The organism is Saccharospirillum sp., assembly GCF_040881935.1.
Classification (GTDB): domain Bacteria; phylum Pseudomonadota; class Gammaproteobacteria; order Pseudomonadales; family Natronospirillaceae; genus Saccharospirillum.
On the sequence record NZ_JBBECH010000089.1, the window covers coordinates 41,908 to 56,443 of the forward strand.

The following is a 14,536-nucleotide window of genomic DNA, read 5'->3' on the forward strand; positions in this document are numbered from 1 at the left end:
GACGCCATGCTCAGACTCAACCAGGTCGTCAAGCAATTCGCCCAGCCGGACGGTGATGTCACGGTACTCAACGGTGCCACCTTTCATTTGCCCGCAGGCCGTTCAGCAGCGTTGCTGGGGGAAAGCGGCAGTGGCAAGAGCACCCTGTTGCACCTGGTAGCTGGCCTCGACAGCCCTGATGCCGGTGAGCTGACTATTGACGGGCGCAGCAGCCTGACCATGACCAATAACGACTGGAACCGGCTGCGGCGTGACCGCCTGAGCCTGATTTTTCAGCAATACCACCTGGTCCCAACGCTGACAGTACTCGATAACCTGCAATTGCAGGCGCGGCTGAGCCAGCGCTTGGACGCCGCTTTTCGGGATCATCTGGTTGATCGGTTGGGGCTCGGCGGACTGACCAAAAGACTGCCGCATCAACTCTCCGGAGGCCAGCAGCAACGGGTGGCCATTGCCCGCGCCTTATTGCACCGCCCAGCGCTGGTGCTGGCCGACGAGCCCACCGGCAACCTGGATGAAGACACCAGCGAACGGGTCATGAACGTACTGGTCGATCTGGTGCGTGAAACCGGCAGCAGCTTGCTGATGGTGACCCACAGCGCCCATATGGCGGGGTTTCTGGATGAGCAATGGCGCCTGCAACATGGCCGGTTAAACCAGCTCGAGGTGCCCGCCCTGTGACCGGAACTCTGGTCCGGCTGCTGCGCGTTCTGATGACGCTGTTGAGTCATCACCGCCGGCATCCGCTACAGACCGCCTTTTTGCTGACCGGTCTGGTCACCGGTGTCGCGCTCTGGTCTGCGGTTCAGGTCATCAACGCACACGCCCGCACCAGTTATGCCGAGGCAGACCAGGTGCTGGGTGCTCAGGCCAGCCATTGGGTGCGGTCCGCCAGCGGGCAGGGCGTGTCGGTCGAAGACTATGTGCAATTACGCCGCCTGGGTTGGCGTTCGATCTATCCGATACTGGAACAACGCTTAACCACGGCCGATCGGGGTGTGGTTAACCTCATCGCCACTGACTTGCTGGTGCTGCCCGGTGATGACACAGCGGCATCGTCTGGGCTACCCGAAGGTGGCTGGATGCGGCTGGTGACGCCTCCCTACGAGGCCTGGTTTCCGGAAACGCTGGCACAACAGCTGAACCTGCAGAACGGCGACCGCCTGAGGTTGAACTCTGGCACAGAACTACCGCCTGCCCGACTCTTTAGCCGCGAACAGCAGGGCCTGCGTGCTTTTATGGATATTGGTGCGGCGCTGACGTTGCTCGACAGGTCCCGGCTTAGTTATCTGGTCGTATCTGAGCTTTCCGGTGATGCCGAAGACCGGTTGAGTGCTGACCTGGCGTCTTTAAATCCGCAACTGAGGCTGGTCGCCAACCAGCAACGTCTGGACCTGACCGAACTGACCCAAAGCCTGCATACCCAATTGGCGGCTATGAGTTTGCTCTCGTTTGCGGTGGGGTTGTTCATCGTCTTCAATGCCGTACGTTTTTCACTCGGTGCCCGCCGCCATACGCTGACCACCTTGCGCGAACTGGGCGTCAGCCAGCGCCTGCTGTTGGCCGCCATAACGCTCGAAACGCTGGTGATGAGCCTGATCGGCACGGTCGGGGGGCTGGGGTTGGGGTATGGGCTCAGCCAACTGTTGTTGCCGTCTGTCGCCGCGACGCTGCAAAACCTCTACGGCGCGGTGCTCGACTATCGGCTGCTGGTGCAACCGACAACGGTGGTGCAAGCCTGGCTATTAACCTCCGCTGGGCTGGTGCTCGCTCTGGCCTGGCCGTTGTGGCGGCAGGCGCAGCGCTCCATTCAGGACCAGCGCTTTGAGCCGGCCCAGTGGCAGCAGGATGCGCACGCCCGTAACCGCCTGTTATTGGGCAGTCTGGTTCTGGCATTGCTGGCAGCGGTGCTGTATTTCCAACTGACCTCGATTGCCATGGGTTTCACGGTGCTGGCGCTTATTTTATTTGCCGGTGCCGGGGTTTTGCCCTGGGTTGTTGCGCTGGTATTACGAGGGCTGCAGAGGGCATTGCCCGAGTCTGCCTGGCGTCTTAACTGGGCCTGCGGCGAAGGGCTGGCGCAACTGGGGACCTTGCGTACCGCGCTGATGGCGTTGCTGCTGGCGCTGACCGCCAATTTTGGTGTCGATTCACTGGTCGACTCCTTCCGCACCTCGCTCAGCGACTGGTTGGAGCAGCGCCTGGCCGCCGATCTGTTTGTGCAAAGCGATACACTCGATATCGACGACCTGCTGGCCAACCCGGGCGACTGGTTAATTGAATCGCACCGGCGTAATGGGTTAACGGTTCGCTGGCAAAATCGTCCCACGCAGATTCGGGGGCTGAATACACAAACGTCTGATACCCGGGCGTTGCCACTGGCGGCTGAGACCGACCGTGCCAGCGCCTGGTTTGAAGGTGACCCCGGCGTTATTTTTGCCAACGAGCAGGTGCGCTACCTGGCCGGCATCAACCTGGGTGATACGGTTCATTTGCCGGTTCAGGCGCAGACGGTTGCGTTCGAAGTGGTCGGGTTCTACCACGATTATGGCAACCCGACCTACCAGTTCTACCTGCCTCACGAACGCGTGGCCGGGCTCTGGCCAACCGCAGGCGAGCAAGGCCTCGGGCTCTGGCTCAGTGGTGGAAACGATGCCTTGGCACAGGCCGAAGCCGCACTGCTGGAAGCCGGCGCCCGCCCGGGCGACTGGACCCGGCGCGACGACATTCTGGCGATATCGTTGCGCGTGTTTGACCGCACCTTTGCGATGACGGCCGCGATCAATGCGCTCACCTTTACCGTCGCGGGGATCGCCTTGCTGGCCTCGCTGCTGGCGATTCACCAGCAACGCCTGCCGAGCTATGCCCATTGGCGCAGCATGGGCGTTAGCAACCCAGAGTGGCTGCTGATTGCGGGCCTGCCACTTGGCATCGGGTTACTGCTGACCTGGTTGCTGTCGATTCCACTGGGCACCTTGCTGGCTGGCTTGCTGATCTATGATCTGAATGTGTTGAGTTTCGGCTGGACCATGCCGCTGATCTGGCGCTTTGAACCGGCAATTACCTTGTTCTGGTTAACGCTGGTGGTGGCAGGCGTTACCTTTGCCATCAGCGCATTGCAGGTTCGCCTGCGGTTGCCACAGGCGCTGAAACACCTGGGGGAGGATGCTGCATGAGGGTGTATGCACGGATTGCTGCTTTGGTGATTCTGGTGATTTCGACGAGCCTGGCCCAGGCCGAAATCCGGGAACCAGACCCCGGTGCCGCACTCGATATCATGCGGGCCAGTGGTGAAGGCTACCCAATTACGAAACCCGGTCAGCCGATTCACTTTCCTGAAGACCATCTGGCCCACCCGGATTACCGCATCGAATGGTGGTACCTGACCGCCAACCTGACCGATGCCAAGGGCCAGGCCTTCGGCGTGCACTGGACTTTGTTTCGCACCGCGCTGCGGCCAGGCAGCGATGCCGAAGGCTGGACCAGCCATCAGATGTGGATGGCCCATTCAGCCATCCACACGCCTCAGGGTCACCAATACGAAGAGCGGTTCGCCCGGGGCGGGATTGGGCAGGCAGGCGTTGAATTGACTGATACCGGCCAGTTCGATGCCTGGCTGGATGACTGGCGACTGCTCGGCACAGCGGAGTCACCGGTACCGGGCAGTCTGACCACCACGGTTAACGACATCACTCTCCAATTGGACTGGCAGGCAGACACCCCCTGGGTGCTGCATGGCGATCATGGCTTCAGCCAGAAATCGGGCCAGGGGCAGGGCAGTTACTACTACAGTCAGCCGCGATTGCAGATCACCGGCCAGGTCATTGTTGACGGCACCTCAATCCCGGTGTCCGGCGAAGGCTGGCTCGATCGCGAGTGGAGTTCTCAGCCGCTGGCCCAGGATCAGCAAGGCTGGGACTGGTTTTCGCTTCAGTTTGACGATGGTGCTTCGCTGATGGCGTTTCATCTGCGCCAGGAAAATGCCGAGCCCTATGTGCGTGGCACCTGGATTGATGCGGACGGACAGTCGCGGTCACTGGGTGAAGGTGATTTGCTGATTGAGCCTCTTGAGTGGGGCGAGGTGGATGTGGATTCCGGCAAAGATGCCCGTAAATCCTTGCCACTGGTCTGGCGAATTGAACTGCCTGGCCAGAATGCCCGCTGGACAGTCTGGGCGCGCGAAGCCAACAGTTGGCTGGCGACGCTGGTGCCTTATTGGGAGGGTCCGGTTACGGCTGAAGGCAGCTCAGGCGGTGTTGGGTATTTGGAGATGACTGGGTATTAGGGTCGTGAGTCAAAAATTCGTGATAATTTTACCTCTAGCTATCTAAGGACTGTTGGGTGCGTCTACTGGTGGCCGTTAGACAACAGGGATGTTGTCTCCGAGCTTACAGGGATGTATTTACAGCGTGCCTCCAGTAGACGTGCCCGACAGTCCGCTTGGCATCGTAGAGGCAATAGCCGCCCAGTTTTATTTTTCTGCGAATTTTTGACTCATGACCCGGGTGCGCCTATTCCACCCTGCTAGTTAAAGTTCCATCACGCAACAAGGTCGTGATCTGATCCCCAGCCTTGGTTTGACTGGCCTGCTGAATAACCTGGCCATTCTCCGCCCGGGTGATGCTGTAACCCCGCTCCAGCGTATTCAGCGGTGACAGGGTGTTCAACTGGCCAGCCAGTGACGCCAGCTGTTGGCGACGTGGTTTTAGCTGTTCCAGCCCAAGGCGCTGAAGCCGCTGTCGCCACTGGCCCAGTCGCTGCTGATCGGTTTTCAGTCGAGCCAGCGGGCTGGCCCGATGCAGGCGTTTTTCCAGCGACTCGAAACGTTGCAGACGCAGGCGTTGTTGATTTTTCAGAGCATGTACCAGGCGTCGTTCGCGGTCGTCTAGCCGTTGCTGCCATTCGCGCAGCAGCGTGCCCGGGTCGCGCAGGCGCTGACGCAGGTGCGATAACCGTTGTTGTGCAGTCTGGCTGATGGATAGCCAGCGCCGGGTTAATTGATCGCGACGGTGATTAATCAGCGAATAGAGGTCCGCCTGGTCCGGGCTGACCAGCTCGGCCGCTTGCGAGGGCGTAGCCGCCCGCACATCGGCCACAAAATCACTGATCGATACATCCACTTCATGGCCAACGGCGGAGACAATGGGCAGTTGGGACGCAAACACGGCCCGCGCGACCCTTTCATCGTTAAAGCTCCACAGGTCTTCCAGCGAGCCACCACCACGCCCGACGATCAATACATCGACCTGATTCAGACGGTTGGCAGTCTCGATCGCGGTGATGATTTGTCCGGGTGCGTCGGCACCCTGCACCTGTACCGGATACAGAATCACGCCGATGGCCGGAAAGCGGCGTTTCAGCACGGTTAGAATATCGTGCAAGGCAGCCCCGGTGCGGGAGGTGACAATGCCGACACGGCGAATGGCGGCTGGCAGCGGTTGTTTGTGCTCGGGCGCAAACAGGCCCTCACGTTCCAGCTTCTCTTTCAGCTTGAAAAAGGCCGCCTGCAGGGCGCCTTCACCCTCCGGTTGAATGCTGGACACAATAATCTGGTAGTCGCCCCGGCCCTCATAGAGGCTCAGCTTGCCACGTAGCAGTACCTGATCACCTTCTTTGGGCTTGTAGGCCGAACGCGCCAGTACCGACTTGAACAGGGCGCAGCGAATTTGGGCGTTCTGGTCTTTCAGCGTGAAATACATATGGCCGGAGGCCGGGCGTGATACGTTAGATAGCTCACCGGTCACCGGCACCGCCGGATATTGGGTTTCCAACAGGAATTTAACCTGGCGGTTAAGCTGGCTGACAGAGAGTGGGGCGTTTGGATCGGCGAGGCTCATGAACAGTCGAATCCGAAAGCGGGTCTGACCGGGGGTAAACACCCGATGGCCGGGCATAAACAGACAGGGCAGGCCGGAAAGAACCCGATGCATTTACCGCGACCGCATTAAGGTACGGTATATAAGCCGCGTATTTAACCACAAAACTTTGTTTGCAGGCAAAACTGGTTATAATGCCGCCGCAACTCGGACTCGCTCTAGCGAGTCGTTTCCCACACACCCCGGAGGGAAGTCCACCATGTTGCGTATTGCCGAAACCGCCCTAACCTTTGACGACGTTTTGCTTGTACCCGGTTATTCCGAGGTCTTGCCCAAAGATGTGACGCTCAAAACCCAGTTAACCCGCAACATCAGCCTGAATATTCCCCTGGTGTCGAGCGCCATGGATACCGTGACCGAGGCCCGTCTGGCCATTGCCATGGCTCAGGAAGGTGGCATCGGTATTATCCATAAGAATATGTCGATCGAGAAGCAGGCCCAGCAAGTTCGCCTGACCAAAAAATTCGAAGCTGGCGTGGTACGCGATCCCATCACCATCGAGAAGTCTGCCAGCGTGCGCGAATTGCTGGCGCTGACGCGGGAGAACAACATCTCCGGCGTACCAGTGATGGAAGGGGTGGACCTGGTAGGTATTGTAACCAGCCGGGATGTCCGTTTCGAAAAGAACCTCGATGCCCGCATAGAAACCGTAATGACTGGCCGCGAGCAGCTGGTCACGGTCAAAGAAGGCGTCAGCCCCCAGGAAGTGCGCGACCTGTTGCACGAATACCGCATCGAGAAAGTGCTGGTCGTTGACGACAACTTCCGACTGCGCGGTCTGATGACGGTAAAAGACATCAACAAAGCCGAAGCCTACCCGAACGCCTGCAAAGACACCGATGGCCGCTTGCGCGTGGGCGCCGCCGTCGGCACCGGGCCGGAAACACCCGACCGGGTCGATGCGCTGGTGCGCGCTGGTGTAGACGTCATAGTGGTCGATACCGCCCACGGTCATTCCAAAGGGGTGATTGATCGGGTGCGCTGGGTCAAGGAAAACTACCCTCAGGTCGACGTCATTGGCGGCAACATTGCCACCTCTGAAGCCGCACTGGCACTGGCTGAAGCCGGCGCTGACGGCGTAAAAGTGGGTATTGGCCCGGGCTCGATTTGCACCACCCGCATTGTTGCCGGTGTTGGTGTGCCGCAAATTTCGGCAGTCGCCAATGTTGCTACTGTATTACGTGACAAAGGTATTCCGGTGATTGCCGACGGTGGCATTCGCTTCTCTGGCGACCTGGCCAAGGCCATTGTCGCCGGTGCTTCGGTGATTATGGCCGGCAGCATGTTCGCCGGTACCGATGAATCCCCGGGCGAAGTTGAACTGTTCCAGGGCCGTGCCTACAAGAGCTACCGTGGCATGGGCTCCATTGGTGCCATGGGCCAGAACCAGGGCTCCAGCGACCGTTATTTCCAAACCGTAGAAAGCGGCGTGGAAAAACTGGTACCGGAAGGCATCGAAGGGCGCATCGCTGTAAAAGGCCCGCTGCACGCCGTGGTACACCAGTTGATGGGTGGCCTGCGGGCAGCCATGGGGTACACCGGCTGCCGCACCATGGAAGAAATGCGCACCCAGCCGGAGTTCGTGCAGATTACCGGGGCGGGCATCAAGGAATCTCACGTTCACGACGTGCAGATCACCAAAGAAGCGCCGAACTACCGGGTTAGCTAAATCAGATCCAGGAGCGGCCCGCGGGCCGCTCTACTGTTTATAACAGACCAGACCCCATTCAGAACAACCAGCCGGAACCCGCCATGAGCCACCTCAACATTCATGCCCAGAACATCCTCATCCTCGATTTCGGATCTCAGTACACCCAGTTGATCGGCCGCCGCGTGCGCGAGATTGGCGTTTACTGCGAAATCCGCCCCTACGACATGACCGATGATGAAATCCGTGCGTTCAACCCGAACGGCATCATCCTGTCCGGCGGCCCCGAATCGGTTCACGCCGAGGATTCGCCACGAGCACCCCAGGCCGTGTTTGAGCTGGGTGTACCCGTGCTGGGCATTTGCTATGGCATGCAGACCATGGCTGAACAGCTGGGCGGCTCGGTGATCGGTTCCAAAGAGCAGGAATTCGGCTATGCCGAAGTGCAGATCGATACCGCCTCACGCCTGCTCGATGGCCTGAGCGACCGCGACTCAAACGGCCTGAACTTTCTGGATGTGTGGATGAGCCATGGCGACAAAGTCAGCGCCATGCCCAAAGGCTTCTCACTGATGGCCTCGACCCCAAGCTGCTCCATTGCCGGCATGGCCGATGATGAGCGTCGTTTCTACGGCGTACAGTTCCACCCGGAAGTGACCCATACCCTGAAAGGCCTGGAAGTTCTGGAACGTTTTGTACGCACTCTCTGCGGCCTCGATGCGCTCTGGACACCGGCCAACATCATCGACGACCTGGTCGATAAAGTGAGGGATCAGGTTGGCAGCCAACACGTATTGCTCGGCTTATCCGGCGGTGTGGATTCTTCAGTAGTGGCCGCGTTGTTGCACAAAGCCATTGGCGATCAACTGACCTGTGTTTTTGTCGACAACGGCCTGTTGCGCAAGAACGAAGGTGACCAGGTAATGGCCACCTTCGCTCGCGAAATGGGCGTAAAAGTCATTCGCGTCAACGCCGAAGAGCGGTTTCTGAATGCCCTGGCCGGCGAAGCCGACCCGGAAAAGAAACGCAAGATCATCGGCCACCAGTTCATTGAAGTGTTCGACGAAGAAGCCTCGAAAATTCACGACGTCGCCTTCCTGGCCCAGGGCACTATTTACCCGGATGTGATCGAATCGGCCGCTTCCAAAACCGGCAAGGCGCACGTCATCAAATCACACCACAACGTGGGTGGCTTGCCAGACGACATGGCGCTGAAACTGGTTGAACCGCTGCGCGAACTGTTTAAAGACGAAGTGCGCAAGATCGGCCTGGAACTCGGCCTGCATTACGACATGGTCTACCGCCACCCCTTCCCGGGCCCGGGCCTGGGCGTGCGCATACTCGGCGAAGTAAAAAAAGAATACGCCGACCTGCTGCGCGAAGCCGACGCCATCTTCATCGAAGAATTGCACCGCGCCGACTGGTACCACAAAACTTCCCAGGCCTTTGCCGTCTTCCTGCCGGTTAAATCCGTCGGCGTAGTTGGTGACGGCCGCCGTTACGAATGGGTCATCGCTGTACGTGCGGTAGAAACCATCGACTTCATGACGGCCCGCTGGGCGCACTTGCCGTATGAAATGATGGAGCGGGTGAGTAACCGGATTATCAATGAGATATCCGGTGTTTCCCGGGTGGTGTATGACATTTCCGGCAAGCCGCCGGCGACGATTGAGTGGGAGTGAGCACGCGTTAGGCTGGCATCATTGTCATAAAAAGTTTCTCCACAATTAGCTGTGTTGCCTGTTTAGCCGAGCAACTGCGCACGCGCGGTCTCAAAGCCTTCACGTAGCGCGCTATGGTCGGCCCCAAGGCCTTCGACGCAATAGCTGTTCAAGAACTGCCGGCCGGCAAAGAGCTTCCGGTCGGTCTCGGTCAGCTTGGCTTTCTCGCAGAGCCGGTTCCATTCACTGGCAATCGTTGCGAATTGGTCCTCAATGATGGCCTTGGCTTCCTTGTCATTGAGCAAGAAATCAGGAGCGGCCGCGAGGCAGTTATGCAGCGTGCTCATACGGTTTTCACCCTTGATCAGCATGGCCTGTGTTGTCTCGTTACCGGTTCTTCCCTGCGGGCAGATGTCATAGGCAGGAGTCAGGGTGAACATCTCGCCGTCCCAGAACGCGGCATGGTTGCGGGCGTGGTCGTCCGTGTTGCCGCACAGGATATTGAAAACGATCCGTCCGTAGAGCTCCCGCAGCGTATCCTTTGGCTCGGTGAAGCGGTGGCGGATGATCTCGGCTAAGTCTTGATAAGACGCATAGCGCGCCATCATTTCGTCAAGGCCAAGCATTGTCAGAGCCGAAACCATGGCTCTGCGCTGCCAGCCAGCCTTTGAATTGATGCGATCAAAGCGTTCGATGAGCAGCACGTCCTTGCCGGCCGCTGCGATCATCGAGACAGGAGCAACATTGAGGTTGCACGCCGCCGCGAGCTTCATGGCGATGAATTCGGCCTTTACGACGCTGTAAATGTCCGTGCTCGACGAGAACTTGGCGATCATTTTATGATCGCCGCTGTCGATCAGGGCTTTCGGACGGGCGCCGCCGATCGACGTGCCGTGGTTCAAAGCCTTGTCGAGCGCTGGCGTCAGCGGGACGCCTTGCTCGATCCGTTCGGCCGCTTCCAGCAATTGCTCATAGGATGCTTCTGCCTTGATGCGGGGAACGTATTCCGTGGCGGACTGCTGAAAATCGAGTGCACCGATCCGGTCCGATCCCGACTCGAGCAAGTAGGTGAGTTCGGTGATGTCGCTGGCTTCGGTCCCGGCGGCCCTGGCACCCACCAGACGGTTGATGATTACCCTTCGGCCCCAGGCGTCGGGCGAGCCATCACGAATGCAACTTGCCATTGACAGGCCGGCGACCGGTTCGATCAGGCCGCGGCGGAGCGGAAGTTCGGGGTTGTAGATCGGGATCGCGCCATTGCGGCGCAGATAGCTGGCGCCATAGTTGAAGCCGTAGGTATCTCCGTTCTGTGTGATGCGCCCTGCAACGACGGGTTGCGTTTCTCCCGGCAGCCAAATCCAGACATAAGCCTCTTTGTGTTGCCTAAGCCTAGAAGTCATCATCGACCTCCTGCTTACTATGGCGAACGCTCTTGGGTAGCAGCCTCAGTTTTTCTTCGAGGTGGGCGTTGTGCATCGCAAGTGTACTGTCGTCGACATCAAACAGACGTACGCCGACGAGTGCGGCAACCTCGAAAACGATACCGATCTCAGAACCGGCTTCACCGTTTTCGATATTGCGCAGGGTCTTACGGGTGATGCCTGCGCGTTCAGACAGTTCAGTAGCCGTAAGTTTCCGCTCCAAACGACCAGCCTTGATCAGCTTGCCGAGGATCGAGAGCGCCTGCTTTGTGACGCGAGAGTAGCTGCGTGCCCGTTTCATCGCCATCCCGTTTATTTGAGTAGTTTAAGACCCACAAAAAGGTCTGTGGGTTTTTAAATGCCCATTATGCGCCTACTTGGGCAAGATGCCAAACAAATGGCTATCTTATGATCCATAAGGTCATCATATGGCACTTAAAATGCTCATGGTTTAAGTTGAGCTAGGAGGGAGTATCGTACAGGCATTTTTGCCTGATGCGTTTGCCATGGCTTGCTGGCATTTCACCGGGCAAGGTGTGTTCACCGCACTCCTCCTCTTGAGAGAAGAAGGCTTTCACAGGTTGGCACTTAACAACTACCTTCTCCCTGACATTCGCTGAAAATTGTCAGGGAGACACTGCATGAACAGTCCTGTCGTTACCGTGTTTGGCGCCACCGGGTTTCTGGGGCGGGTGGTTGCGCGCGAGCTGGCTGACGACGGCTGGAAGGTACGTATCGCCGCGCGCAATCCGGACGTACTGATACCGGGTCTCGCCATGGACCGGAGCGTCCGGCTTCCGACCGACATCCGGGACGAACGCTCGGTGGCCGCTGCGCTTGAAGGTGCCTCGGCGGCGGTCAACGCGGTCTCCCTGTATAAGCAGCAACCCGGCCTGCGGTTTCGGGATATCCATGTCGATGGTGCAGCCCGGGTGGCTCGCTGTGCCCGCGAGGCCGGGGTGGACCGGTTGGTGCATGTATCCGGCATTGGCGCGAGCTCGCAATCCTCCTCGGCTTATGTGCGGGCCAGAGGGCAGGGTGAAGTCAGCGTACAGGAAGTTTTTGAGCAGGCCACGATCGTTCGGCCATCGGTATTGTTTGGCCCCGGGGGCGGCATTTTGGACAGTCTGCAGACTGTGAGCCGGTTGCCGCTGGTGCCCATGTTGGTCGCGGCAACACCCGCCTGCAACCGGTGTTCGTTGACGATGTGGCGACGGCGATCGGCGCACTATTGCGACGGCCCGAATCGGCGGGGCAGATATACGAACTGGGCGGGGCGGATCTGCTTGCCTACCGGGAGCTCCTTGCCCAAGTGCTACGCGGCAGCGGGCGGAGGCGCCTGTTGGTGCCTGTACCGTTCGCGTTGTGGCGGATAATCGCGGGACTGCTGGCAGTCCTGCCGCGGCCACCACTGACCATCAGCCAGGTTCAACTGATGTCGATGGACAACGTAGCGGACCCCTCACGGCCGGGCTTTGCGGAGCTGGGTATCAACCCGGATGGGATCGGGAAGGTACTCGATACCATTCGTAAAAATGCCATCAGGTAATGTCAGACTGCGGCTAGAAATTAATCAGCCTTGGAGACTAATCGCAGGAGGTCACCTGCCGCCACCTCAATATCAAGTCCGCTCTGACCAGCCGTCCAGGCCTACCGGTACGACTCATCGTCAACCGTGACATGGTGTTGCGGCCCTACCAACTACAGATCTATCAGCTGGGAATGACCCATGACCACTAACAAGCTGCAACTGGGGCCGCTGCCCAAAACCGAACCGTCAAACTGGCCTTTGCCGGCCCGGCGTCCCTGAAGGCAGGCCCGCCAAATGGTAGTCCGTAACTTTGCCGATTTTCATTATCTGGATGCTATAATCCTGACATAATGTCACTGGAAAAGCTTATATATCGTGAGTTACAATAAAAGTACATTAGATATTAGTTGTCAGGATAGAGGTAGTCATGTCCGTTGCTATGAAGGTATCGTCCCGGGTTAACCACATGAGGCGTGGTGTCCCTTTCTCCATTACGGGGTTCTACTCGCTGGGGAATCGCACATCTGTGCAAAAGGCGATGAGCCGTCTGGCGCAAGAGGGTGTGGTAGAGCGAGTGTCCAAGGGGTTTTATGTTCGTCCCAAGCCCTTGCCGAGTATGCCCTTCATCAAGACAACCGCCAGTGCGGAGCAAGTCGCCAAGGCGTGGGCGAAAGAGCATGGCTATAAACTGGTGAGCCAAGGTCAGGAAGCGGCTTATCGCCTGGGCTTTCAGACCCAGGCACCAATGAAGACGGTCTACTGGAGCAACGGGCCTACCAGAGAGTTCAAAGTTGGCAATCAGGTTGTTGAGGTACGCCATATCAGTGGCCAGAAACTGCGCTGGGGAAAAACGCCCGAAGGAACGCTGCTGCGGGGGCTGTTAGTGACGCCACCAGCGTCTGTGGAAATATCGGGATTGAAGAAGGCCATTCAGCGATTGTCACTCTCGCCAGTGGAGGCTCAATCAGTGCTGCACAAACTGCGCTCTCTTCCCTTGTTGAATGCCTGGCAAGGGAAGCTTCAGCAATTGGAACTGGCATTCTGATGCATATATTGGATTATTACCTTGATGCCAAGCGTCGTGAGGAGCTAAGTCAGATATTGATACTGGGTGCCCAGAAGCATGAGGATGGGTTACCTGACTTCTTTCTGGAAAAAGACCTCTGGGTGACGGAGCTCCTGCGCTTGCTGTATGAAGAGCGGCTTCTGGGGGATTGCGCTGTCGCTTTTAAAGGGGGTACCGCGCTCAGCAAGTGCTGGAAAGTCATTGATCGGTTTTCCGAGGATATCGATCTCTCCATTCATTGGGCCGACTTGGCCGAAGCTGAAGACGAAGCTGCTGCCTGGGAGCAGTCCATAAGCAGTGGCAGTCAAATCAAGAAGTTTCGCAAACGCCAAAGCGATCGGCTGATAGCGTGGTCTGAGCAATTCGTCGAAAGGCTCAATCAGCGCTTGGTTGAATATGGTATTGAAGGCCTGGGTGCCGAACTGGAAGCAGAGTCGCAGGGCGAGAAGATCAATGTCCATTTTCCGCGTGTGATCAAAGGCGACAACAATTACCATCTCGACCATGTATTGTTGGAATTTGGCGGTCGGAACCGTGGGCAGCCCACTGAAACTCATGCAATTGAAAGCTATCTGGTGGATATTCCGGAACTACAGGAGCTAACACTTCCGAAGGCAATGGTTCAGGCCTACGACCCGTCTTACATCATGTGGGAGAAGCTGACGGCACTTCACCAATTTTCAACAATGAAGAGAGAACCGGATACCCACCGTCTGGCTCGGCACTGGTACGATGTTGATTGCATGCTGCGGAAAGGTGTAGTTGATCTTGCCAATGCAAACCAAGCGCGCAATGACGTGGTTGAGATGAAAAAACAGCGTTGGGCAGAGAAAGGGGTCGACTATGAGTTGGCATTGCAAGGTGAGCTAAAGCTTGTTCCTGATGCTGAACGTTTGGCGGGTATCGCTGCGGATCACAAAGCAGCCATCCAGGGACGCATGTTCTTTGTTCGTCGGCAGCCAGACGACTTCAACAAGATTGTTGAACGGATATCCCTTGCACAAGATGCTATTAATGAGGGCACAATAGCGGGTTTGAGTCATAGTTCCAGCTGAGAGCGCATATGATACTCCGCGTTACATTGGTTACTACAACAATAAACGGCCACACAGTACCAATGGATACTTGACGCTAACAGCATTCAAGCAGAGCTTTGCATTAAAAGTTCTTAAACCGTGTCCAGTATTAGTTGACCACCACATACCGGTTCATGAAGGTAATGCATCTACCAGGCATCTGGCGGAGTTCCTGCCAGTCAACTGGGGCACAGACTGCAGACTTGGTCCGTCGGAAAACTCTAAACCTGAAATTGAACCGCTTTCTCCAACAGCGG

General features: G+C 57.7%; 11 protein-coding genes. 8 read left to right on the forward strand and 3 right to left on the reverse strand.

Annotated features, from left to right (window positions below; genetic code table 11):
• Positions 1–6 precede the first annotated feature (6 nt).
• From WEB54_RS16680 to WEB54_RS16690, 3 genes are read left to right on the forward strand one after another with little or no spacing between them, the layout of a single operon-like run.
• Positions 7–681: an ABC transporter ATP-binding protein gene (locus WEB54_RS16680; protein ID WP_368056755.1), complete on the forward strand. Its 675-nt coding sequence runs from the start codon at positions 7–9 to the stop codon at positions 679–681.
• Complete coding sequence (locus WEB54_RS16685) at positions 678–3,176, forward strand: ABC transporter permease (RefSeq protein ID WP_368056756.1); 2,499 nt, start codon at positions 678–680, stop codon at positions 3,174–3,176. The genes WEB54_RS16680 and WEB54_RS16685 overlap by 4 nt, the downstream gene beginning before the upstream one ends.
• A complete protein-coding gene (locus WEB54_RS16690; protein WP_368056757.1) occupies positions 3,173–4,285 on the forward strand; it encodes a lipocalin-like domain-containing protein in 1,113 nt (370 codons plus the stop codon). The genes WEB54_RS16685 and WEB54_RS16690 overlap by 4 nt, the downstream gene beginning before the upstream one ends.
• 226 nt (positions 4,286–4,511) lie before the next feature.
• On the opposite strand, the gene xseA is transcribed toward WEB54_RS16690, so the two are convergent.
• Positions 4,512–5,837, reverse strand: a complete 1,326-nt coding sequence (gene xseA, locus WEB54_RS16695) for an exodeoxyribonuclease VII large subunit (protein WP_368056761.1) — start codon at positions 5,835–5,837, stop codon at positions 4,512–4,514.
• A 238-nt stretch (positions 5,838–6,075) separates the two neighbouring features.
• Between xseA and guaB the strand changes: the two genes are divergently transcribed.
• Entirely contained in the window at positions 6,076–7,545 is a 1,470-nt protein-coding gene (guaB, locus tag WEB54_RS16700; protein ID WP_368056758.1) for an IMP dehydrogenase, read from the forward strand.
• 83 nt (positions 7,546–7,628) lie between these two features.
• On the forward strand, positions 7,629–9,206 hold the full coding sequence (guaA, locus tag WEB54_RS16705; RefSeq protein WP_368056759.1) for a glutamine-hydrolyzing GMP synthase: 1,578 nt from the start codon (positions 7,629–7,631) through the stop codon (positions 9,204–9,206).
• 62 nt (positions 9,207–9,268) lie between these two features.
• Here the strand turns inward: guaA and WEB54_RS16710 are convergent, their stop codons facing one another.
• Together WEB54_RS16710 and WEB54_RS16715 are read right to left on the reverse strand one after the other, a co-directional pair.
• Entirely contained in the window at positions 9,269–10,588 is a 1,320-nt protein-coding gene (locus WEB54_RS16710) for a type II toxin-antitoxin system HipA family toxin (RefSeq protein ID WP_368056760.1), read from the reverse strand.
• On the reverse strand, positions 10,575–10,907 hold the full coding sequence (locus WEB54_RS16715) for a helix-turn-helix transcriptional regulator (protein WP_368055934.1): 333 nt from the start codon (positions 10,905–10,907) through the stop codon (positions 10,575–10,577). Before WEB54_RS16715 ends, WEB54_RS16710 begins: the two co-directional genes overlap by 14 nt.
• A 340-nt stretch (positions 10,908–11,247) precedes the next feature.
• Between WEB54_RS16715 and WEB54_RS16720 the strand changes: the two genes are divergently transcribed.
• From WEB54_RS16720 to WEB54_RS16730, 3 genes are all read left to right on the forward strand, one after another.
• Positions 11,248–11,982 (forward strand): NAD(P)H-binding protein, encoded by a 735-nt coding sequence (locus tag WEB54_RS16720; RefSeq protein ID WP_368055932.1) that lies wholly within the window; start codon positions 11,248–11,250, stop codon positions 11,980–11,982.
• 582 nt (positions 11,983–12,564) lie between these two features.
• Positions 12,565–13,182, forward strand: a complete 618-nt coding sequence (locus tag WEB54_RS16725; protein ID WP_368055930.1) for a DUF6088 family protein — start codon at positions 12,565–12,567, stop codon at positions 13,180–13,182.
• Positions 13,182–14,258: a nucleotidyl transferase AbiEii/AbiGii toxin family protein gene (locus WEB54_RS16730; RefSeq protein ID WP_368055928.1), complete on the forward strand. Its 1,077-nt coding sequence runs from the start codon at positions 13,182–13,184 to the stop codon at positions 14,256–14,258. The genes WEB54_RS16725 and WEB54_RS16730 overlap by 1 nt, the downstream gene beginning before the upstream one ends.
• The last annotated feature ends 278 nt before the right edge of the window (positions 14,259–14,536 follow it).